Here is a 22,355-nt window from a genome sequence, read left to right as displayed (position 1 = left end):
ATTGCCGCCAGTGTAAAAAAACCGCCACCTTGCCCTGCTGCGTTTTCATGCAGCAAAATGCACTGATACTGCTCGTCAACTCACTTTTTTGCAGGAAAACTGACATGCTCGATGCTTATGACCTGAAGCTGCTGACCCTGCTGCAGGAGGACGCGCGCCAGACCCACGATGTGCTGGCCGAGGCGGTCAATCTGTCGCCCACCGCCGTTACCCGCCGCCTCAAGCGCCTGCGCAGCGAGGGCATCATCCGCAAGGAAGTCGCACTGGTAGACCCGGCCGTGTTCGGCCGCACCCTGCGGCTGGTGGTGAATGTCGAGCTGCAGCGTGCCCAGGCCCCCATCGTCGATGCCTTTCGCGCCGCGATGCAGGCCGCACCCGAAGTGCTGGAGTGCTACAACGTCACCGGCCGCCAGGATTTCGTGCTGATGGTGCTGGTGCGTGACATGAGCGATTTCGAGCGCTTCGCCCGCGCCCACCTGATGAACAACCCGCATGTGCGCGAGTTCGACTCGCTGGTGGTGATCAACACCTGCAAATACAGCACCGCCGTGCCGGCCTGAGGCCAAGCTTCCCTGCCCATGCTGCGGCCCGGCCTGCCCCGTCACCAAGGGCAGCCCGGCCGCATTTTTATACCGCATTTACACCCCGCCCAGCCCTTTTGCCACGGTTTTTACGGCCGGCTGCCTAAGCTGACAACACCGTAAAACCGTGGAGCAAAACCATGCAAGACCTGATCTGGCTGGCTGGCCTGGGGGCGCTGTTTGTCGTCACCCATGGCCTGTTGTCGGCCTATCACCAGCACTTCGCCAAAGGGAGTGCCCGTCGATGATTCTCTGGATTTCCACCGTACTGGCTGTCGGCCTTGCCGTCTGGCTGGTCTATGCGCTGTTGAATGCCGAGGAGCTGGATTGATGCTGCCATTTAGCTTGTTACTGATGATCTTCATGCTGGTACTGACCCTGCTGGCCATGCCGCTGGGACGCGCGATGGCACCACTGGCTCGCGGCCAAATGACAGGCCGCTGGCAGGCCATTGACGCTCGCCTGCTGGCACTGGCCGGCATCCGCAATGAAGGCATGAACTGGCGCCAGTACGCACTGGCCGTGCTGGTTTTCAATGTGCTGGGCGCCGTGGCCCTGTATGCGGTGCAACGTCTGCAAGGCGGCCTGCCACTGAACCCGCAGGCCTTTGCCGGTGTCGAGTCCGGCTCGGCCTTCAACACCGCCATCAGCTTTGTCACCAATACCAACTGGCAGGGCTATGGCGGCGAATCCACCATGTCTTACCTGTCGCAGATGCTGGGCCTGACCGTGCAGAACTTCCTGTCGGCCGCCACCGGCATTGCCGTGGCCTTTGCGCTGATGCGCGGCTTTGCGCGTGAAGCCAGTGCCGACCTTGGCAACTTCTGGGCCGATGTGCTGCGCGTGTCGCTGTATGTATTGCTGCCGCTGTCTACCGTGCTGGCGCTGGCCTTTGTCAGCCAGGGCGTGCTGCAAAATCTGTCGGGCTATGTGACTTACCAGAGTCTCGCCGGCCACGAGCAGACCCTGGCGATGGGCCCGGTGGCCTCGCAAGAAGCCATCAAGCTCTTGGGCACCAATGGCGGCGGTTTCTTCAATGCCAACTCGGCGCATCCGTTTGAAAACCCGACCGAGCTGGCCAACTTCCTGCAAATGCTGGCGATCTTCCTGATTCCGGCGGCGCTGACCGTGACCTTTGGCCAGCTGGCACGCCAGCCGCGTCAGGGCTGGGTGATTTATCTGGCGATGAGCGTGATGTTCATCGGCGCGGCCTATGCGGTGATGGCGGCCGAGCTGCAGGGCAACCCGATCCTGACCGCGCTGGGCGTGGCCGATAGCGGCAATTTCGAAGGCAAGGAAATGCGCTTTGGTCTGGCGGCAACCAGCCTGTTCATCGCGGTGACGACTTCAGCCAGTTGCGGCGCGGTCAATGCCATGCACGATTCGCTGACCGCACTGGGCGGCATGATTCCGATGTGGCTGATGCAGCTGGGTGAAGTGGTGTTCGGCGGTGTCGGTTCCGGCCTGTACGGCATGCTGGTCTTTGCCGTCCTGGCGGTGTTTGTCGCCGGCCTGATGGTTGGCCGCACGCCGGAATACCTGGGCAAGAAGATCGAAGCCTTCGACATGAAGATGGTGGCGCTGGTGATTCTGGTGACGCCGACGCTGGTACTGGTTGGTACCGCCGCCAGCGTGCTGCTGGCACCGGGCCTCGCGGGCCTGGCCAACCCCGGCGCGCACGGCCTGTCCGAGATCCTGTATGCCTTTACCTCGGCGGCCAACAATAACGGCAGCGCCTTTGCCGGCCTGTCTGCCAACACACCGTACTACAACGCCATGCTCGGCATCGCCATGTGGTTTGGCCGCTTTGCCGTGATCGTGCCGGTACTGGCACTGGCCGGTTCGCTGGCGCGCAAGAAAACCCTGGCTCAGGGCGCGGGCACCATGCCGACCGACAACGGCCTGTTCATCGGCCTGTTGATCGGCAGCGTGCTGCTGGTCGGCGCACTGACTTATGTCCCGGCGCTGGCGCTGGGCCCGGTTGCCGAACACTTTGCCATCTGGGCTGGCCGCTAGGAGAACACCATGTCTGACAAGAAAATGACCCTGCCGCTATTCGATGCGCAACTGGTGAAACCGGCGATTTCCGCCAGCTTTGCCAAGCTCACCGTGCGCGAGCAGCTGAAAAACCCGGTGATGTTCGTGGTGTATCTGGGCAGTGTGCTCACCAGCGTGATCTGGGTGATGACGCTGACCGGCCACAGCAACGCCCCGGCCTGGCTGACCGGCAGCATCGCCGTGTGGCTGTGGTTTACCGTGCTGTTTGCCAACTTTGCCGAAGCACTGGCCGAAGGCCGCAGCAAGGCCCAGGCCGCCAGCCTCAAAGGGCTGAAAAAAGCCACCATGGCCAAAAAGCTGTCGGCACCGCATCGTCATGGCGCAGCCTTTGCGCTGTACGACGCACCCGACCTGCGCAAGGGCGATGTGGTGCTGGTGCAGCAGGGTGACATCATGCCCTGCGACGGCGAGGTGATCGAAGGCATGGCCAGCGTGGACGAATCGGCGATTACCGGTGAATCCGCGCCGGTAATCCGCGAGGCCGGTGGCGACTTCAGCTCGGTAACGGCCGGCACCCGCGTGCTGTCCGACTGGGTGGTGGTACGCGTCACCGTCAACCCTGGCGAGACCTTCATCGACCGCATGATTGCGATGGTGGAAGGGGCCAAACGCGGCAAGACGCCGAACGAGATCGCGCTGACCATTCTGCTGTTGGCGCTGACCCTGGTGTTCCTCTTGGTCACCGTCACCCTGCTACCGCTGTCGTCGTACAGCGTGACGGCGGCCGGTAGCGGCGAGGTAGTCAGCGTGCCGGTGCTGATTGCGCTCCTGGTGTGCCTGATCCCGACCACCATCGGCGGTCTGCTGTCAGCCATCGGTGTCGCTGGCATGAGCCGGCTGATGGCGGCCAACGTGATTGCCACCTCCGGCCGTGCCGTCGAAGCGGCCGGTGATGTGGACGTGCTGCTGCTCGACAAGACCGGCACCATCACCTACGGCAACCGTCAGGCAGCGGCATTCACCCCAGCAGCAGGCTTGGCCGCACACGAGCTGGCCGAAGCCGCGTGGCTGGCGTCCTTGTCGGACGACACGCCCGAGGGCAAGAGCATCGTGGTGCTGGCGGCCGAACAGACCCGTTCGCGCCTGGGCAAAAACACGCTGGCCGACGATGCCAGCCTGCTGGCCCGCCTGCATCAGGGCCTGACGCCGGATGGTGCAAGCTTTGTGCCGTTTACCGCCGCCAGCCGCATGTCGGGCATCAATCTGGGCGGCCGCCAGATTCGTAAAGGTGCCAGCGACGCGATTCGTCGTCATGTCGAGTCACAAGGCGGCAGCTTCCCGAGCGCGCTGCAACAGATCGTCGATGGCATCGCCAGCCGTGGCAGCACGCCGCTGGTGGTGGCCGAAGGCAACAAGGTGCTGGGCGCGATCGAGCTGAAAGACGTGGTGAAGCCAGGCATCCGCCAGCGCTTCTTGCAGCTGCGCCAGATGGGCATCAAGACCATCATGGTCACCGGTGACAACCGCCTGACCGCCGCCGCGATTGCCGCCGAAGCCGGGGTGGACGATTTCCTTGCCGAAGCCACGCCCGAGGCCAAGCTCAAGCTGATCCGCGACTATCAGGCGCGCGGCCAACTGGTGGCGATGACCGGCGACGGCACCAATGACGCACCGGCGCTGGCGCAGGCCGATGTGGCGGTGGCGATGAACAGCGGCACCCAGGCGGCGCGCGAGGCGGCCAATATGGTGGATCTGGATTCCAGCCCGACCAAGCTGATCGAGGTAGTGGAGATCGGCAAACAGATGCTGATGACACGTGGCGCGCTGACCACCTTCAGCCTGGCCAATGATGTCGCCAAGTACTTCGCCATCATCCCGGCCGCCTTTGCCGCCACTTACCCGCAGCTGAATGCGCTCAACGTGATGGGGCTTGCCAGCCCGGCCTCGGCCCTGCTGTCGGCGGTGATTTTCAATGCGCTGATCATCATCGCGCTGATTCCGCTGGCGCTCAAAGGCATCCGCTATCGCGCCATCGGCGCGGCCGAGCTGCTCAAGCGCAATCTGCTGGTTTACGGTCTTGGCGGCCTGCTGCTGCCCTTTGTCGGCATCAAGCTGATTGATCTGGTGCTTGTCGCGCTGGGTCTGGTTTAAGGAGAACACCATGTCGCAACTTACCCAAACTGTCGCCGCCCATGCCGAGCCAGTCCACAGCAGCAGCGGCGTGCTGTGGCCGGCGCTGCGCCTCTTGGTCTTGCTGTCTGTCGTACTCGGTCTGGGCTACCCGCTGGCCGTGACCGGCCTCGCGCAGCTATTGATGCCGTCTGCGGCCAACGGCTCGCTGGTGCAACACAATGGCAAGACCATCGGCTCGGCGCTGATCGGCCAGTCTTTCAACAAGCCCGGCGAATTCTGGGGCCGTCCGTCGGCCACCGGCGGCAGTGCCTATAACGGCGCAGGCTCCGGCGGCAGCAACCTGGGCCCGTCCAACCCGGCCTTGGCCAAGGCCGTGGCCGAACGCATCGCCGCGCTGAAAGCGGCAGGCCCTGTGGCTGGCGGCCCGGTACCGGCTGACCTTGTCACCGCCTCGGCCAGCGGCCTCGACCCGCACATCAGCCTGGCGGCCGCGCTGTATCAGCTGCCACGCATCGCCAAGGCCACCGGCCGCAGCGAGAGCCAGCTGCGGGCGCTGGTGATGCGCTCGGTTCAGACCAGCTGGTTTGGCAATGCCGACAGCAGTTATGTAAATGTTTTGGCATTGAACCTCGCGCTGCAGTCACGCTGATAGCATAATCAGCCTGGCAGCCCCTGTTGCGGCCAACCTTTAGCGGGTTGGCCGCATCACCTTCACGAAAGCATCATGAACGAAGCCGACCAGCGTCCCGACCCGGACGCGCTACTTGCCAGCCTGCCCGCACGTCGCGGCAGGCTGAAACTGTTTTTTGGCGCGGCACCGGGCGTGGGCAAGACTTACGCCATGCTGGCCGAGGCACACGAGCTGGGCCAGCAGGGGCTGGACGTGCTGGTGGCCTGGGTCGATACCCACGGTCGCAGCGAGACCGAGGCGATGCTGCAGGGCTTGTCGCTGCTGCCGCGCTTGTCTGTCAGCCACAAGGGGCGCGAGCGCGCGGCACTCGATATCGACGCCGTGCTGGCGCGCCGTCCGGCACTGGTGATCATCGACGAGCTGCCGCACAGTAATGCACCCGGCTGCCGCCACGCCAAGCGTTGGCAGGATATCGAGGAGATTCTCGCCGCCGGCATCGACGTCTACAGCGCGATGAATGTGCAGCACCTCGACAGCCTGCGCGACATCGTCGCCAGTGTCAGCGGCATCGCCGTCAGCGAAACGGTGCCTGATCATGTGTTTGACGCGGCAGACGAGGTGCGGCTGGTGGATTTGCCACCGGATGACCTGTTGCAAAGGTTGGCCGCGGGCAAGGTGTATCTGCCCGATGTGGCCGAACGCGCGGCGGCCAACTTCTTTCGCAAGGGCAATCTGATTGCGCTGCGCGAGCTGGCGCTGCGGCGCATGGCTGACCGAGTCGATGGCCAGATGCGCGAGCAGCGCGCCGTCAGCCCCGGCAGCCCGGTGTGGGCGACCAATCTCGGCCTGCTGCAACTGATCCGCCCCGATGACGACAGCGACAGCCTGCGCCAGTGTCAACGTCTGAGCCGCCAGCTCGGCGCGCCGTGGCACGCGGTGTGGATAGACCACGGTCAGGGCGGCGACGAGCGCCGGCGCGAAGCCGCGCGCAGCCTGCAGCAGGCCGAAGACAGCGGTGCCATCACGCTGATCTTGCACGGTCATGATGCCGCGGCACTGCTGCTGGCGTATGCGCGGCGGCACAATCTGTCACTGCTGGTGCTGCCGCCCGGCCTCGGTGTACGGCAGTGGCGGCGGCTGTCGGTATTGAGCAGCGAATTGAATATCCTGTGCCTGTCCGGCAAGCCGCCGCGCCGCCACTGGGCGTGGCCGGCAAAACAACCGGGCTGGCATGGCTGGCTGCCCACCACCTTGCTGTGTGCGCTGACCACCGCAGTCACCCTCCCGCTGCAAGGCACCATCGACGCCACCAATCTGGTGATGTTCTACCTCTTGGTGGTGCTGTGGAGCGCCGTGCGCTATGGCCGCGGCCCGGCAGCCTGGGCGGCGGTGCTGTCGGTGGCGCTGTTCGACTTTTTCTTCGTACTGCCTTATCTGTCGTTTGCCGTTTCCGACATCCAGTACCTGATTACCTTTGTGGTGATGCTCAGCGTCGGCCTGGTGGCCGGCCAGCTGGTGGCCAGCCAGCGCCAGAGCGCCACCCAAGCCAGCGCGCGCGAGGCGCACACCCGCACCCTGTACGAGATGGCGCGCGAGCTGGGCAGCGCGCTCTTGCCCGAGCAGGTGGCCGACATCACGCGCCGCTATCTGGCCGACAGCCTGCAGGCCAGGCTGGCGTTTGCGCTGCCGGATACGCAGGACCTGCTGCAAGCGGCCGATAATCCGCAACTGGCCACCGATGCCGCCATCGTACGCTGGTGCTTTGATCACGCCGAGGCAGCCGGCAGCGGCACCCACACCCTGGCCGATGCGCCGCTGCTGTATCTGCCCTTGAAAGCCCCGATGCGCACGCGCGGTGTACTGGCCATCGAGCTGCCACAGGCCGGCCAGCTGGCCGATCCGGACTGCCGCCGCCTGTGCGAGGCCGCCGCCGCGCTGGCGGCGCAAACGCTGGAGCGCCTGCACTATATCGAGGTGGCGCAGCAAACCTTGGTGACGATGGAGTCCGAACGCTTGCGCCACTCGCTGCTGGCGGCGCTGTCGCACGATCTGCGCACACCGCTGACCGCGATGATAGGCCAAGCCGAACAGCTGGCCCGCACGCTGGGCCGCGAAGCCTCGCCGCAAGCGGTTGCGGCCAACCTTTTGACCAGCCAGGCACAGCGCATGGCGCGCATGGTGAATAACCTGCTGGACATGGCGCGTTTGCAGTCGGGCAGCGTGACCCTGCGCGAAAGCTGGCTGCCGGTGGAGGAGCTGGTCGGTACCGCTACCGCTGCACTCGGCGAAGTGCTGGCGCGCCACCGGCTGGACATCCGCCTGCCGGCCGACTGCCCGCTGGTCTTCGGCGATGCCATTCTGCTGGAGCGGCTGCTGGTCAATCTGCTGGAAAACGCCGTCAAATACAGCCCGGCCGGCAGCACCATCACCCTGTCGGCCAGCCATGACGCGCAAAGCATCAGCGTGCAGGTGGCTGATCAGGGCCGTGGCCTGCCCGATGTCGATCCGGCGCGACTGTTTGACGCCTTCAGCCGCGGCGAGCGCGAATCGGTGATTGCCGGTGCCGGCCTCGGCCTCGCCATTTGCCGCACCATTGCCGATGTGCACCACGGCCAGCTAACAGCAGCCAACCATGCGCAAGGCGGTGCGGTATTCAGCCTGAGCCTGCCGCTGCATGCGCAGCCCAGCCTCGATTTTGATATGGAGAATGATGAATCATGAGCCAGGCAACCGTGCTGGTCATTGAAGACGAAGCCGCCATCCGCCGCTTTGTGCGCAGCGCGCTCGAAGAAGAAAGTTATCGTGTTTTCGAAGCCGAAACGCTGGCGCGCGGCCTGATCGAGGCCGGCACCCGCAAGCCGGACTTGCTGGTGCTGGATCTGGGCCTGCCCGACGGCGACGGCCTGCAATTGCTGCGCGAGTTGCGCGGCTGGAGCAGCGTGCCGGTGATCGTGCTGTCGGCGCGTGGCGAGGAAGAAGACAAGATCGCCGCACTCGATGCCGGTGCAGACGATTACCTCGCCAAGCCTTTCGGCACCGGCGAACTGCTGGCGCGGGTGCGCGCGCAATTGCGCCGCCACGGTCAGCAGAATGTGCAGGACAGCCGCGTGGTGCTGGGCGAAGTAGTGATTGATCTGGCACTGCGCAGCGTGACGCGCGCCGGCGAGGCACTGCATCTGACCCAACTCGAATACCGTCTGCTGGCGATGCTGATTGCCCATCGCGGCAAGGTACTCACCCATCGCCAGCTCTTGCGCGAGGTGTGGGGGCCGCATCATGTCGAGCACCATCATTATCTGCGCATCTATATGGGCCATCTGCGGCAGAAGCTCGAGGCCGACCCGGCGCGGCCAAGCTTCTTGCTGACCGAAACCGGCGTCGGTTACCGCCTCGCGGCCTGAGCATGCCACCACAAAGACTTGCGGCCAACCCTGGCAAGGTTGGCCGCGATGTTTTTTTACGCTGCTATCCGCTTTCAGCCTTCGTGCAGCAGCGCGTGTTCGATCTCGGAAAAGGCCTGCGGCACGCGCACGAAATTCAGCGAAATACCGAGGCGACGGGCGATGGTCGAGGTCGAAACCAGGCCGCAGATCTCGTAATGGCCAGTCTGGCTATTCGCTTCGACCACCAGCGCATGCTGGCGACCAAGCTGGCGCAGGGTGCTGACCAGATGGCCGACGGTGGCGTGACTGATGTCGGACAGTTTCAGCGCATCCAGCTGTTTGCGCGGTGTCATCACATCAGACACCAGCAGCTCCTTGTGGCGCTTGTTGTGTTCCTGCGTGCGCTGCAGCGGGCGTTCGCCCAGCACATCGGTGGCGGTCAACAGGCCGCTCAGCTGCTCGCTGTCATCGGTGACAAACAGCAGGCGGATGCCGTGGCTGACCATACGCGCATGCGCTTCATTCAGCGGGGCATCCTGGCTGATGCTGATCGGGTCGATCAGCTTGAGATCGGTCATCACCTCCAGCGCCGGGCTCTTGAGCGTCAGCGGGCGCATAGGGCGTTGTTCCACGTGGATCAGATCAGTGTGGGACGGCAGGGAGATGGTTTCTAGGGCGTGATAATGCGAGTCCATTCGGGTACTCCTCGGTTCTGGTAGCCATGGCACCGGTTTCAGTTCGAGGTACTGACCGGCCAATACCGGCCAGCGACAAGAAACTGCTCCCCACTTGTCAGCCAGCCGCTCAAAACGCACGTCATTGCTTGCACTAGACCCTGATTGCTTCAGGGTTGAACCAGTTTGCGCCTGCCACGCCCGACTCGGCAAGCCCTGCCGCCTGTGATATTTCAGGCGGCCTTCAGCCCTGCTTCACGGTGCTGTCTGCAGGCGCAATTGGCGGGACGCTCTTTCTTTGTAGCTGATCTAGTAATTGATGCAAACCGTGATGCAACGCAGCAACCGCCTTGTCCATATCCCACTGGTCGTCCTCCGGCTGCACGATATTCGATACCGAGCGCAACTCGAGAAACGGCACGCCCTCTTCGCGGCAGACATGGAAGAAAGCCGCGCCTTCCATATTCTCGATATCGGCCTGGCTGCTGTCGATAAACGGGGCCATCGCCGCATTCAGTGAAATACTGCGCGCCGGTGCAAAGCCCTCAATTTGCGCGCTGTACGGGCAATCAAGCACATGCCGCCGCGCAAAATCCATCTCCAGCGGCAAGTGCGCCAGATGGGTAAAGCCCTGCGGCGTGAAAAAGCCGAGGTCAGCTTCCAGCTCGCTGTGCACCAGCGTCACATCGCCAACGCGAAACGGCGCATGCGGAAACACGCCGGCAATGCCGGCCAGAATCAGCCAGTCCGGCTGGTAGCGCTGGATGCATTTCAGCGTCTGGTAAGCCGTGGTGGTCAGGCCGACGCCAAACACTTCGCACTGCACGCCGGCATGCTGAAAACCGGCGGCCTCGGTGGCCGTGGGGAACATGATTACTATGCGCATGTCAGAAAAACCCAAAGGCAAAAAATACTTAATGCATTTTCATTCATGCAATCATGCAGACTGCAGATGAAATATTGCGCAATAAAATGACGATATTTAACACCACGCAAGTGCTTACTGCTAAGATCATTTACTTCAAAAAACAAAATAAATGATGAACATGTACAAAGTGCGTGTGATCTCGCCACAACACGGCATTCTGCAACAGACAACACCGCTGCCTGACTGGCAGACAGCCATGCTGAACGTCAATCAGCTGCTGCAACAACACAAGGCGCCTGTCAGCGCCGAAATCCTGCAGCTGAGCCGCACCGATGGCTGCTGGGTCGAGAGAGTACAGGAGACCATACACAAGCAATACGATTTCCCCGCATAAAAAAACCGCCATCCTTGTGGATGGCGGTTTTTTTATGCCGAACTCGGCCGCAATTACACCGCGAAACGGGTGACCTCCTGCTGCAACTGTCGGGCCATGTCCTGCAGGCGCGACGAATCCTGCTGCGCCCGCTCGGCCTCGCTGTGATTCTGCTCGGCCATCTGCACGATCTGCTCGATATTGTGGGCAATACTTTCTGCCGCCTTGCCCTGCTCGCGCGTGGCCTCGGCAATCTCTCGGATGCTGATGGCCGCCCCGGAAGCATCCCGGCTGATTTCCTGAATCGTCTGCTCGGCCTGTAACACCAGACCCAGACCCTGCTGCGCGCGCTCGGCCGAGGCATTCACCTCGCTGACCACCACATCCACCTGCTGGTGAATGCCGGACAGCAGCTGGCCCACTTCATTGGTTGCCTGCGAGGTACGCTCGGCCAGCTTGCGCACTTCGTCGGCTACCACGGCAAAACCACGCCCCATCTCGCCAGCCCGCGCCGCCTCGATGGCGGCATTCAGTGCCAGCAGATTGGTCTGATCGGCGATATCGCGAATCGCATCCACGATGTCGCGGATGTTTTCCGAGCTTTTCGCCAGCGCACGCGTCTGGCCGGTGGTCAGCTGCAGACTGTCGCTGACCTGGCGAATGCTGCCACTGGTCTCGCCCAGCACCTGCAAGCCCTGATTGGCGCGTTGCTGCAGGGCCTCGGACAGCTGGGCCGTGGTCGCCGTGCTGTCTGCCACGTGCTGCACGCTGACCGCCACCTGTTCGACCGCGGCGGCAACCGCCTGAGCGGATTGTGACTGGATCGACGACGATGCCGTCACATTGCCGGCAGTACCCGCCACCTGGCTGGCGGTGTGGCCAACCTCGCCGGTGAACTGCTGCACGCCGCTGATGGCATGGCGCAGGCTGTCCATCAGCCGGTTATACGAGGTAGCGATACGCGCCAGCTCGTCGCGGCCGGTCAGCTCGCTGCGACGGTTCAGCGCCAGCTGGTCGGCGGCGGTGCTCATATCATGCTGCAGGCTGCTTACGCGTTTTTCCAGATAACGCACGATGGCCACCCCCAGCAGCAGCGACAGCAGCAAGGCACCGAGGCTGGTTGCCAGCTTGATCACCGTGCTCTGGTCGTAAGCCTTCGCGCTGTCGGCATAGCCATCGCCGGCTTGTTTCTCCAGCGCATCCAGCAGCTTGTTGGTGCCTTCGCGCATCGCACGATAGCTGTCGGTATAAGGCCCCGCATACAGGCGGCGCGCCTCGTCAAAATTATTGGCCTCGAAGGCGGCCAACATCGGCTGCAGGCTGGATTTTTCCATGTTGTCGAACTGCTGCAGCAGGGTCTGCGCCTGCTGGCGGGCAGCCTCGTCGACCTGGGCTTCCACTGCCAGCTGCATCGCCTTGCGCATCGCCGGAATGTCTTCCTCGCGCGCTTCCTTGATGCGGGTTACCACGCCCTTGTCATCCTTGAGCGGCGTCTCCTGCAACAGGATCAGATCCAGCCCGACCCGCATGCGCGGAATGCGCGAGGCCACTTCCGCCATTGCCCGCATCGGCTTGGCCGTGTTCTTGTACATCTGCTCGGTGTGGCCATACAGCTGCTGCGCGGTCACCATTGCCACCGCAATCACCAGCAGCAAGGCCACGCAAGGCACGGACAGCAACAGCCACATCTGCGCCTTGACGCTCAATTTTCTCAACATGATTTTTCTTTCGGGCACGGGAAAACAGGGCCGGATTTTGCCCCGGCAAAATGACGGCATCGCTATTACACAGTCATTGTAGTGGCAATACGCACTTGCCCTGCAGCTGATTGCACCGCGTAGTAATTTTTCACACATTGCCGACAAATATCGATAAATACCGGCATATCCCTACATTTTTGCGGGATATGGATGCTGCACGGCAGCAACCGCCCCCACCCTTCAAGCCCGCCCGAAAGACAACAGGCCGCCGGCAATTGCCTGGCAGCCTGTTATCGGCCCTCCGCACCATCGTTGCGACGGCCCTGCTACAGGCCTCAGCGGCCGTCGAATTTCTGCTGCGCGGCGGTCAGGGTTTTCGCCCACTCCTGTGCCACATCAGCTACCTGGCGCTTGCCCAGCAACATTGCCTGGCCTTGCTCGACCATGGTCTTGTCGTATAGCGCGCCCCACTCCGGCAGGTGGCTAGGCGGCATGAAGGGCTTGTACTCCTTGCCTGACAGTTCGCGGAACCAGGCCGCCCAGTGACCGGACGAGAAGGCCGGGTCTTTCTCGGCACCCTTGTGCACCGGCAGGATGCCGACGATCTTCGCCCACTCCAGATTCTTCTGTGGCGAGGCAAGGTATTCGATCAGCTTCCATGCCTCGTCCTTGTTCTTGCTGTCACGGGTAATCGCCCAGCCGGCAAAACCCATATTCGGATAAGCATAGCCGCTGCTGCCGCGCGGCATCGGAATCACGCCGAAATCGTCCTTGTCCATTTTTTCGGCAATGCCGATCAGCGCATCCGGGTCTTGCGCGAGGAAGGCGCAGGTGCCGCTGTAAAAACCGGTGACGATCTCGTTAAACCCCCAGCTGATGCTTTCCTTGGGCGCATAGCCCTTCTGGTAGAAGTCCACCACCATCTGCATGCCTTGCCTGAAGCCCGGCGTGGCATACAGGCTGTTGCCCTGCGGGTCGAAGAAGCGGTCGCTGTTGCCGTAGGTCATGGCATGCGACATCCACTCATAGCCGCCGCCCTTGCCGCCACGCAGACAGTAGCCATACTTGCCCGGCACTTTCTTGCTGACACTTTCCACCGCCTTGACGAATTCGGCCTGGGTTTGCGGTGGCTTGACGCCAGCCTGCGCCAGCAGCTTCTTGTTGTAGAACATCGCCTTCAGATAAAAGCCGTAAGGCAGCTGCCATGTCTCGCGGGTACCGAAACGCGCGGCCTGCATGGCGTTGGCTTGCATGCTGGCTGGCAGCCGGCTCTTGCCCAGCCACTTGTCCAGCGGCTCCAGCTGTTTGCCGCGGATATACAGCGCGCTCCAGCGTTCCGGCATTTCGATCACGTCCGGAATCTGCCCGGACTTGAACATCACCAGCACCTTCTCGAAAGCACCGTCCCACGGAATGGTGATCAGCTCGATCTCGGTGCCGGGATTGGCCTTGTGAAACTGCTCGAGTTGCGCGTGCAGCAGCCGGCTGCGATCAGGGCTGCTGATCACCTCGACCACCTTCAGCTTGCCGGCATAGGCGGGGCTCGCCAGCACGGTTCCGGCGGCCAGCAGACTGGCGGCCAACCATTTCATCTTGCTCATGCTCTCTCTCCTTGCTGCTGCGGCGTGGCCGCTTGTGCTTGTTTTCAGGCAATACCGGCGGCCAGGGCCGCATCCAGCGCCTGTGACAGGTCCTGCCACAGATCCTCCGCATGCTCGAGGCCGATGTGCAGGCGTACCATTTGCGGCGATACGCCAAAATCGAGGGTGGAATTCGGCCCGGCGGCCTGGGCGCGGCTGACCAGCGCCGGCACCACCAGACTCTCGTGCCCGCCCCAGCTCACGCCGAGGCGGAACAGCTGCAGCGTATTGCAGAAAGCGCGCGGGCAGGCCGCTGCGGCCAACTCCAGCGTCAGCAGGCTGCTGAAACCCGTCAGGCAATGCTGGCCGCTGCCCGGCCGGGTCGCCGGATGCCAGATCGCCGCCACAGCCGGGTGCTCGGCCAGCCGTGGCAGCAGCGCCGCCGTGCTCTGCCACTGCCACGCCATGCGCATCGGCAGCGTGCGCAGGCCGCGCAGCAACAACCAGCCTTCAAACGGCGACAGCTTGGCACCGAGATAGGGGTAGGTCAGATCATTGATGCGGCCCAGCAGCGCGGTACTGCCGACCACCACGCCGGCGACGGTATCGCTGTGGCCGCACAGGTATTTCGAGGCGGAGTGGATCACCAGATCAATGCCATGCTGCAAGGGGCGCTGGTGCAGTGGCGTGGCCCAGCTATTGTCTATCATCGTCACCACACCCAGCTCGCGCGCGGCAGCGGCCAACCTTGGCAGATCCTGGGTTTCCAGCGTCCAGCTGGTCGGACTTTCCAGATACAGCACGCGCGCACCCGGCAGCGCTGCCAGCACGGCGGCGCTGTCGCTGCCATCGACATACTCCGCCGTCACGCCCAGCGGTTTCAGCAGTTTTTCCAGCAGCCGGTAGGTATCAGGGTAGACATGGCGCACGCAAACGATGCGATCGCCGGCCTGCACAAAAGCCATGATGGCGGCGCTGATCGCGCCCATGCCGCTGGAGAAGGCGCGCGCATCCTCGCCGCCTTCGAGCGCGGCGACCTTGAGCTCGAACTCGCGCACGGTGGCATTGTTGCCGCGCGAATAGACATCACGGCTGGTCTCGCCACGATAGCGCGCCTCCATTTCCTCGACACTGGCAAAGGTAAACAGCGAGCTTTGCGCAATCGGCGGCACGACAGTGTGCAAAGGGTTGGCCGCATCATGGGCCAACAGGGTTGCGGGGTGCGGGGTCACGGCGTCTCCTTGCCATCATCAACAGGCGGCAACTGCCGCTTGAGCTGACTATGCGTGGCCGCCAGCGCGAGTCGCAAGCGATGATTTCTCGCGCCATCATTAACAATTAATCAATGCAGGCCGGTTGCCGTCTGCGCTGCCTCGCTTGACAGCCAGTCAATGAACACCCGCACGCCGGGTCGCTCTTCCACGCTGTGCGAGTAGCAAAGATAGTAGGGCAGCTGCAGTGGCGCATGCTGCGGCAACGCCGCCAGCAGGCGGCCCCCCTGCAAGGCGGCACTGATCAGCACATGCTGGCCCAGCGCCACCCCCAAACCCTCTTCGGCCGCCTGCATGCACATCAGCGAAGAAGAAAAAGTGGCCCCTTGCGGATTGGCCAGCCCGGCCGCACCGGCCGCCTGCAGCCAGGCCTGCCAGTCCGGATACTCGGGCATGCCCTGCATCGGCCGGTCGTGCAGCAGCGGTACCGCCTGCAAGTCGCCGACCGTTGCCAGCCGCTGCGCCAGCGCCGGCGAGCAGACCGGGTACAGCGCGGTCGAGAACAGATGGCGTACCTTGTAATCCGGCGCCAATGCCGGCCGATAGTCGACGATGAGATCGTGTTGCTGGTAATCGCGCTCGAACTCGGTGTCGATATCCAGATGGATATTCGGCTGCAAGGCCTGGAAGCGGGCCAGCCGTGGCAGCAGCCAGCGCTGGCAAAAGCCCTGGCGCACGCCGATGCGGATGGTGGCGGCACTGACGCTCAACAGCAGATCGGTGCTCTCGCGCAGGGCACGAAAAGTGTCATTCACCCGCGGCAGATAAAGCTGGCCGGCCGCGGTCAGCGCCAGCCGGTTATTGTGTCGTTCGAACAACACCACCCCCAGCGCCTCTTCCAGCTGCTTGATCTGCCGGCTGACAGCGGCATTGGTGACATTCAGCTCGCGGGCCGCCGTGGTAAAGCTCAAGTGGCGGGCCGCCACTTCAAAAACCCGCAAGGCATTCAGCGGTGGCAGTCTGCGGCTCATCGGCGGCTCCCCTTCATTGACTAAAACTTAACCGTAACGACAAATAATGTCGCTTGCAAGTGACTTCGGCCTGCGCGCAAAGTGACTGGCCGGCCCCCCACGCCCGGCACAAAAACTCAACAAGACGAGGAGAGCGCGTGGAACTCTGTCTGCCCAAGTCCGTGGCCCCGGCGCCACGGCCGCGCTGGTCGCAGCGTGCCCTGCCCTGGCTATTGCTGGCACCGGCCTTGCTGCTGGTTGGCGGCGTATTGTTTGTCCCGCTGCTGGTGGGCATGTCCTATGCCTTTCGCAGCCTGTCGCTGGACGACCCGTTCAGCGAAGGCGGCTTTGCCGGCCTCGACAATTTCCACACCCTGCTGGCCGACCCCGAGCTGCCGACCGTGCTGGCCAATACCCTGCACTGGACGGCCACGTCGCTCTTGCTGCAAGCCGGCCTCGGTCTGGGGCTGGCACTGCTGCTGCGTCACAGCGGCAAACTCGGCCGGCTGAACCAGGCCTTGCTGTTCTTGCCCTGGGCCGTGCCCAGCGTGCTGATCGGCCTGGTGTGGAAAATGCTGCTCAGCCCCTACACCAGCCCGCTGCCGCACTGGCTGCATCAGCTGGGCCTGCTGTCCGGCCCGCATGATCTGCTGGCCGATCCGGCCACCGCGATGTGGGGGCCGCTACTGGCCAATGTCTGGTTCGGCATCCCATTTTTCGCGATTACCCTGTTGGCCGCACTACAGGCCATTCCGGACGATCTGTACGAAGCGGCCCGGCTGGATGGTGCCAGTGCCTGGCAGTGCTTCTGCCGCATCACCCTGCCGCTGCTGCTACCTACACTGCTGATCACCGCCTTGCTGCGCTCGGTGTGGATCGTCAATTTTGGCGATCTGGTGTGGGTGATGACCCAGGGCGGGCCGGCCAATGCGACCCAGATCCTGCCGACTTATATGTTCAGCCTCGCCTTTACCCAGCTGAACGAGGGCCTGGCCTCGGCGCTGGCGATGCTGCAGTTGCTGCTGCTATGTGCCTACGCCGGCCTGATCCTGTATCTGCGCCGCCGCTGGCTGGGAGAGTCGCGATGAAACTGCCTGCCTTCGGCCGCCGCCTCGGGCTGGCCCTGTATCTGCTGTTTGCGCTGTTTCCGCTGTACTGGCTGCTGAAAATCGCCGTAACACCCACCCGCGAGCTGTATCGCAACGGCAGCGCGCTGTGGCCGCAGACCACCACCTTCGAGCACTTTGCCAAAGTGTGGCAGGTCACCCAGTTTCCGGATTATTTCTGGAACAGCGCGCGCGTGTCGCTCGGGGCGGCGCTGCTGGCAACCTTGGCCGCCCTGCTGGCCGGCTATGCGCTGTCACGCTGCCACTTTCGCGGCAAAAAGCTGGTGGCTTTCGTGCTGCTGCTCACCCAGATGTTCAGCGTGATGCTGATGATCGTGCCCTTGAACAAGCTGTTGAACGGGGCCGGCCTGGCCGACTCGCTGTTCGGCCTCGCGGTGGTATATGCCGCGCTGAACGTGCCGTTTGCCACCTTCCTGATGCAGTCCTTCATCGATGCCATCCCGCGCGAACTCGAAGAAGCCGCCCTGCTCGACGGCTGCAACCGCTGGCAGGCGATGCACAAGGTGGTGCTGCCGCTGACCGTGCCCGGCATTGCCGCCACCGCCGGCTTTGCCTTTACCGCCGCCTGGAGCGAGCTGTTCCTCGGCCTCGTGCTGATGCATGGCGAAGCCAGCAAGACCTTTCCGCCGGCCTTGCTGTCCTTCATCACCAAATTCAATGTGGACTGGGGCCAGATGACGGCCGCCGCCGTGCTGGCCTTGCTGCCGGTCTGCGTGTTCTTTGCATTCATCCAGCGTTATCTGGTCGCCGGGCTGACCAGCGGCGCCGTCAAGGGGTAATCATGGCCAGTGTTTCCATCCGCCAGCTGGTAAAGCGCTTTGACCAGCACGATATTCTGTCCGGCATTGATCTGGACATCGCCGATGGCGAATTCATTGCCCTAGTCGGCGAGTCCGGCTGCGGCAAATCCACCCTGCTGCGGCTGCTGGCCGGGCTGGAGGAATGCAGCAGCGGCGACATCCTCATCGGCAGCCGCCGCGTCAACGAGATTGCCCCCGGCGAGCGCGATGTCGCCATGGTGTTCCAGAGCTATGCGCTGTATCCGCATCTGAGTGTGGCGGCCAACCTTGGCTTTCCGCTCAGCCTGAAAGGCGAAAAGCCGGCCGGCCTTGCCGACAAGGTTGGCCGCATCGCCGCGACACTGGGGCTGGACAAACTGCTGGCGCGCAAGCCCAAGGCGCTGTCCGGCGGCCAGCGCCAGCGCGTGGCCATGGGGCGGGCGATGATACGCCAGCCGCAGGTATTCCTGTTTGACGAGCCGCTGTCCAACCTCGATGCCAAGATGCGCATCCAGATGCGCGCCGAGCTGAAAACCCTGCATCGCCAGCTGGGCACCACCGCGGTGTATGTCACCCACGATCAGGTCGAGGCGATGACGCTGGCCGACCGCATCGTGGTGATGGACAAGGGCCACATCCAGCAGGTCGGCACGCCGTTGCAGGTTTACGACTATCCGGCCAATCGTTTTGTCGCCGCTTTTATCGGTTCCCCCGCGATGAACTTTGCGCGTGGCATGATCAGCCAGCAACAACTGATGCTGGGTAGCAGCCTGATACAGCTGCCTGAGGCCGTCAGGCCCGGCGAGGTGGATCTGGGCGTGCGACCCGAGCATCTGCAACTGCTGGATGCCGCGCATGGCCACCCGGCCCGCGTGCTGCTGACCGAGCCGCTGGGCCATACCACTCTCGTGCATGTCGAGGTTTTCGGAGCACGCTGGGTGGTGCTCGATCACCAGCGCCGGACGCTGCACGCCGGCGACCCCGTCGGCCTGAGCTGGCCGGCGGACAAACAACACCTGTTTGCTGCCGATAGCGGTCTGCGCCTGAGTGGCGCGCCAAGCGCAGCAAACGCCTGATCCGGAGCCTCCATGACCCAGCCCGATTTCCGCTCACCCGCCATGCTGCGCGCGCACATCCGCCACACGCTGGCGTTTTATCACCCGCGCGCCATCGACCCCAGCGGCGGGTGTTATCACTTCTTCAAGGACGATGGCCGCATTTACGATGCCCACAGCCGTCATCTGGTCAGCAGTACGCGCTTTGTCTTCAACTATGCGATGGCCTGGCGCGCATTCGGCGAGGCCGAATATCTGGACGCCACCCGTCATGCGCTGCGTTTTGTCCGCGAGGTGCATCGCCGCGCAGACGGCGGCTACAGCTGGCTGCTGCACTGGGAAAACGGCGCGGCGCGCGAGCTGGACCACAGCAATCACTGCTACGGCCTCGCCTTCGTGCTGCTGGCTTACGCCCACGGCCTGATGGCCGGCATCGAGGAGGCCCGCGACTGGCTGTACGAAACTTACCAGCTGCTGGAGCAGCGCTTCTGGCAGGCCGACTTCGGCCTGTATGCCGATGAGGCTGACCAGGACTGGCAGTTGAGCGACTACCGTGGCCAGAACGCCAATATGCATGCCTGCGAGGCGATGCTGGCCGCCTTCGAGGCCACGGCCGATCCATTGTTCTTGCAGCGGGCGCAACAACTGGCGCACGGCATTACCGTCGAGCGTGCCGCACTGGCCGGCGGTCGCATCTGGGAGCACTACCACGCTGACTGGACGCCGGACTGGGACTACAACCGCCACGACAAGAGCAATATCTTCCGCCCCTGGGGCTTCCAGCCCGGCCACTTCACCGAGTGGGCCAAGCTCTTGCTGATACTCGACCGCCACGCGCCGGCCGACTGGCTGCTGCCGCGCGCGCGCCAGCTGTTTGACGATGCCTGGCAACACAGCTGGGATCAGCAACATGGCGGCATGGTTTACGGCTTCGGCCCCGACAGCGCAGTCTGCGACGGCGACAAGTATTTCTGGGTGCAGGCCGAGAGCCTCGCCGCCGCTGCCGTGCTGGCACAGCGCAGCGGTGACGCCGCGTACTGGCAGCACTACCAGGCCTTGTGGCAATACAGCTGGGATCATCTCGTCGATCACCGCCACGGTGCGTGGTACCGCATCCTCAGTCAGGACAACCGCGCCTACAGCGACGAGAAAAGCCCGGCCGGCAAGACCGACTATCACACCATGGGTGCCTGCTACGAGGTGCTGAACGTGCTGGAGCCGGCTCGATGAAGCAGCCACAAGCCGCAGCCCTGCCGCTGTTCGTCTCGGCGGGCGAGGCACTGACCGACATGATCCGCCAGCGCGATGGCAGCTGGCTGGCACGCACCGGCGGCGCCGGCTGGAATGTGGCGCGCGCGATGGCGGCGCTGGGCATCCGCAGCGCTTTTGCCGGCGCGATCAGCCGCGACTGTTTCGGGGATGAGCTGTTGGCCGCCAGCCGTGCGGCCAACCTTGACCTGCGCTTTTTGCAAGCTGCGGACAAGGCACCGCTGCTGGCGATGGTGCCCGAAACCCATCCGCCGCATTACTTCTTTGTCGGCAATGACAGCGCCGACCTCGCCTTCGCGCCGGAGCAGCTGCCCGAAGGTTGGCCGCAAGCGGCAGAGTGGCTGCAGCTGGGCGGCATCAGCCTGGCGCGGCCGCCGCTGGCGGACAAGCTGCTGGCGCTGGCAGCGGACTTCAAGGCACAGGGCGGCAGGATCAGCTACGACCCGAACTTCCGCATCCTGATGAACGACAGCTATACACCGGTGCTGCGGCAGCTGTGTGCGCTGGCTGACGTGATCAAGGTATCGGACGAGGACCTGGCCGGCCTGCTGCCCGCGCTGGACGCCGAGGCCGCACTGGCGCAATTGCAAGCCTGGGCACCGCAGGCGGCGCTGCTGTATACGCGCGGCGCGGCCGGCGCCGAACTGCTGGCCTGCGGCCAACGCTGGCGACAGGCCGCCCCGGCAATTACCGTGGCCGACAGCATCGGTGCCGGCGATGCCAGCATGGCGGCGCTGGTCTACACCCTGATTGCCGAGCCGGACTGGGCATGGCCGCAACGGCTGGCGTTTACCGTCGCCGCCGGCGCGGCGGCCTGCCAGCAGGCCGGGGCCACGCCGCCGGATCTGGCCGCCATCCGCTCCCTGCTGCCATGAGCGCGCTGCCCGCCCACCGCGAGCTGGCACGGCCGGCGGCCGGTATCCGTCGCCTGCTGTTGCTGGAAGGGGCCAGTGCCGGCCTTGAAGTGATCGAGCTGGACAATGGCCAGCTCAAGCTGTGGCTGCTGCCGCAGCGCGGACTCGGTATCTGGAAGATCTGGTACGAGGGCATGACGCTAGGCTGGCAATCACCGGTGCGCGGGCCGGTGCATCCGGCACTGGTGCCGCTGGCCGAGCCGGGCGGCTGGCTGTACGGCTTTGACGAGCTGCTGTGCCGTTGTGGCCTCGAGAGCAATGGCCCGCCCGATCGCGGCGACGACGGCACGATTTACCCGCTGCACGGCCGTGCGGCCAACCTGCCGGCACACAATCTGACGCTGCAACACTCCGCCGCCGGCCTCGGTGTCTGCGGCGATTTGTACGAAAGCCGGCTGCATGGCCAGAAGCTGGCGCTGCACAGCCAGCTGCAACTGCCGGCAGATGCTTGCCGCATCCACATCCGCGATAGCGTCGCCAATCTGTCGGCGCTGCCGGCCAGCGCGCAACTGCTCTACCACCTGAATATCGGCGCGCCCTTCCTGCAAGCCGGCTGCCGCATTCACGCGGCGGTGGCCGAGCTGGCCCCGCGCGATGCCCGTGCGGCCGACGGCATCGCACACTGGGCCGACATCAGCGCCCCCGAGGCAGGCTTTACCGAGCAGGTTTATTATCTGCGCCTGCTGCCGGACGCCGACGGCATGGGCGAGGTGCTGCTGGTGCAGCCTGATGGCGAGTGCGCACTGCAGCTGCGCATCCGGCTGGCCACGCTGCCGTATTTCATCATCTGGAAAAATCTGGTGGCCGCCGAAGATGGCTATGTGCTGGGGCTGGAGCCGGCCAGCAACTTTCCCAATCCGCGCCGTTTCGAAAGTGCCCAGCAAAGAGTGCTGGCGCTGCCAGCCAAGGCTTCGTGCCAGCTTGACTGGCAGTTCGGCCTGCTGCACGGGCGCGACCTCATTGCCCGAGAGCTGGCCGGCCTTGCCGAACGTCAGCAGGCACAGCCGCTACAGCTGCACCACCAGCCGCGTGCCAACTGGCGCCCGGCGGCCGGTTTCATGTGAAACCT

The 22,355-nt window shown here is 63.9% G+C and carries 20 protein-coding genes; 14 read left to right on the top strand and 6 right to left on the bottom strand.

What is annotated here, in order from left to right:
* The first annotated feature begins 104 nt into the window (after positions 1–104).
* The 7 genes from ACZ9W6_RS05980 (at position 105) to kdpE (ending at position 8,744) form a co-directional block, all read left to right on the top strand.
* Positions 105–560 carry an Lrp/AsnC family transcriptional regulator gene (locus ACZ9W6_RS05980; protein ID WP_465190179.1) on the top strand — a complete coding sequence of 152 codons (456 nt, stop codon included), beginning with the start codon at positions 105–107 and terminating at the stop codon, positions 558–560.
* A 265-nt stretch (positions 561–825) separates the two neighbouring features.
* Entirely contained in the window at positions 826–912 is an 87-nt protein-coding gene (gene kdpF / locus ACZ9W6_RS05975) for a K(+)-transporting ATPase subunit F (protein ID WP_465190463.1), read from the top strand.
* Positions 912–2,597 carry a potassium-transporting ATPase subunit KdpA gene (kdpA, locus tag ACZ9W6_RS05970; protein WP_465190178.1) on the top strand — a complete coding sequence of 562 codons (1,686 nt, stop codon included), beginning with the start codon at positions 912–914 and terminating at the stop codon, positions 2,595–2,597. Before kdpF ends, kdpA begins: the two co-directional genes overlap by 1 nt.
* A 9-nt stretch (positions 2,598–2,606) precedes the next feature.
* Positions 2,607–4,730 carry a potassium-transporting ATPase subunit KdpB gene (gene kdpB / locus ACZ9W6_RS05965; RefSeq protein WP_465190177.1) on the top strand — a complete coding sequence of 708 codons (2,124 nt, stop codon included), beginning with the start codon at positions 2,607–2,609 and terminating at the stop codon, positions 4,728–4,730.
* Between the two features lie 10 nt (positions 4,731–4,740).
* Positions 4,741–5,361: a potassium-transporting ATPase subunit KdpC gene (kdpC, locus tag ACZ9W6_RS05960; protein WP_465190176.1), complete on the top strand. Its 621-nt coding sequence runs from the start codon at positions 4,741–4,743 to the stop codon at positions 5,359–5,361.
* 75 nt (positions 5,362–5,436) lie between these two features.
* Positions 5,437–8,064 (top strand): DUF4118 domain-containing protein, encoded by a 2,628-nt coding sequence (locus tag ACZ9W6_RS05955; RefSeq protein WP_465190175.1) that lies wholly within the window; start codon positions 5,437–5,439, stop codon positions 8,062–8,064.
* On the top strand, positions 8,061–8,744 hold the full coding sequence (kdpE, locus tag ACZ9W6_RS05950; protein WP_465190174.1) for a two-component system response regulator KdpE: 684 nt from the start codon (positions 8,061–8,063) through the stop codon (positions 8,742–8,744). The genes ACZ9W6_RS05955 and kdpE overlap by 4 nt, the downstream gene beginning before the upstream one ends.
* Positions 8,745–8,818: 74 nt before the next feature.
* On the opposite strand, the gene ACZ9W6_RS05945 is transcribed toward kdpE, so the two are convergent.
* The gene (locus ACZ9W6_RS05945) at positions 8,819–9,421 is read right to left on the bottom strand and encodes a CBS domain-containing protein (protein ID WP_465190171.1); all 603 of its coding nucleotides are present in this window, start codon (positions 9,419–9,421) and stop codon (positions 8,819–8,821) included.
* A gap of 223 nt (positions 9,422–9,644) precedes the next feature.
* Positions 9,645–10,271, bottom strand: a complete 627-nt coding sequence (locus tag ACZ9W6_RS05940; RefSeq protein WP_465190170.1) for a phosphorylase family protein — start codon at positions 10,269–10,271, stop codon at positions 9,645–9,647.
* A gap of 166 nt (positions 10,272–10,437) precedes the next feature.
* On the opposite strand from ACZ9W6_RS05940, the gene ACZ9W6_RS05935 reads away from it, so the two are divergent.
* Positions 10,438–10,662, top strand: coding sequence for a hypothetical protein (locus tag ACZ9W6_RS05935; RefSeq protein ID WP_465190169.1), 225 nt, complete (start codon positions 10,438–10,440; stop codon positions 10,660–10,662).
* Between the two features lie 53 nt (positions 10,663–10,715).
* Here the strand turns inward: ACZ9W6_RS05935 and ACZ9W6_RS05930 are convergent, their stop codons facing one another.
* From ACZ9W6_RS05930 to ACZ9W6_RS05915, 4 genes are all read right to left on the bottom strand, one after another.
* On the bottom strand, positions 10,716–12,359 hold the full coding sequence (locus tag ACZ9W6_RS05930) for a methyl-accepting chemotaxis protein (protein WP_465190167.1): 1,644 nt from the start codon (positions 12,357–12,359) through the stop codon (positions 10,716–10,718).
* 317 nt (positions 12,360–12,676) lie between these two features.
* On the bottom strand, positions 12,677–13,942 hold the full coding sequence (locus ACZ9W6_RS05925) for an ABC transporter substrate-binding protein (protein WP_465190166.1): 1,266 nt from the start codon (positions 13,940–13,942) through the stop codon (positions 12,677–12,679).
* 44 nt (positions 13,943–13,986) lie between these two features.
* On the bottom strand, positions 13,987–15,153 hold the full coding sequence (locus ACZ9W6_RS05920) for a PLP-dependent transferase (RefSeq protein WP_465190164.1): 1,167 nt from the start codon (positions 15,151–15,153) through the stop codon (positions 13,987–13,989).
* Between the two features lie 110 nt (positions 15,154–15,263).
* A complete protein-coding gene (locus ACZ9W6_RS05915) occupies positions 15,264–16,163 on the bottom strand; it encodes a LysR substrate-binding domain-containing protein (protein WP_465190163.1) in 900 nt (299 codons plus the stop codon).
* A gap of 137 nt (positions 16,164–16,300) precedes the next feature.
* Here ACZ9W6_RS05915 and ACZ9W6_RS05910 point away from each other — a divergent pair, with 137 nt between their 5' ends.
* The 6 genes from ACZ9W6_RS05910 to ACZ9W6_RS05885 are packed head-to-tail and all read left to right on the top strand — an operon-like array spanning position 16,301 to position 22,350.
* On the top strand, positions 16,301–17,230 hold the full coding sequence (locus ACZ9W6_RS05910) for a carbohydrate ABC transporter permease (protein WP_465190161.1): 930 nt from the start codon (positions 16,301–16,303) through the stop codon (positions 17,228–17,230).
* Positions 17,227–18,048 carry a carbohydrate ABC transporter permease gene (locus ACZ9W6_RS05905; protein ID WP_465190160.1) on the top strand — a complete coding sequence of 274 codons (822 nt, stop codon included), beginning with the start codon at positions 17,227–17,229 and terminating at the stop codon, positions 18,046–18,048. The genes ACZ9W6_RS05910 and ACZ9W6_RS05905 overlap by 4 nt, the downstream gene beginning before the upstream one ends.
* Before the next feature lie 2 nt (positions 18,049–18,050).
* Positions 18,051–19,124 (top strand): ABC transporter ATP-binding protein, encoded by a 1,074-nt coding sequence (locus tag ACZ9W6_RS05900; protein WP_465190159.1) that lies wholly within the window; start codon positions 18,051–18,053, stop codon positions 19,122–19,124.
* Between the two features lie 12 nt (positions 19,125–19,136).
* Positions 19,137–20,333, top strand: a complete 1,197-nt coding sequence (locus tag ACZ9W6_RS05895; RefSeq protein ID WP_465190158.1) for an AGE family epimerase/isomerase — start codon at positions 19,137–19,139, stop codon at positions 20,331–20,333.
* The gene (locus ACZ9W6_RS05890; RefSeq protein ID WP_465190156.1) at positions 20,330–21,247 is read left to right on the top strand and encodes a carbohydrate kinase family protein; all 918 of its coding nucleotides are present in this window, start codon (positions 20,330–20,332) and stop codon (positions 21,245–21,247) included. Before ACZ9W6_RS05895 ends, ACZ9W6_RS05890 begins: the two co-directional genes overlap by 4 nt.
* Entirely contained in the window at positions 21,244–22,350 is a 1,107-nt protein-coding gene (locus tag ACZ9W6_RS05885; RefSeq protein ID WP_465190155.1) for a DUF4432 family protein, read from the top strand. Before ACZ9W6_RS05890 ends, ACZ9W6_RS05885 begins: the two co-directional genes overlap by 4 nt.
* Positions 22,351–22,355: the final 5 nt, after the last annotated feature.

This window comes from Vogesella lacus (assembly GCF_979366295.1).
The sequence above is the reverse complement of the archived record's forward strand: the minus strand, read 5'-3'. Positions and strand labels throughout refer to the sequence as shown.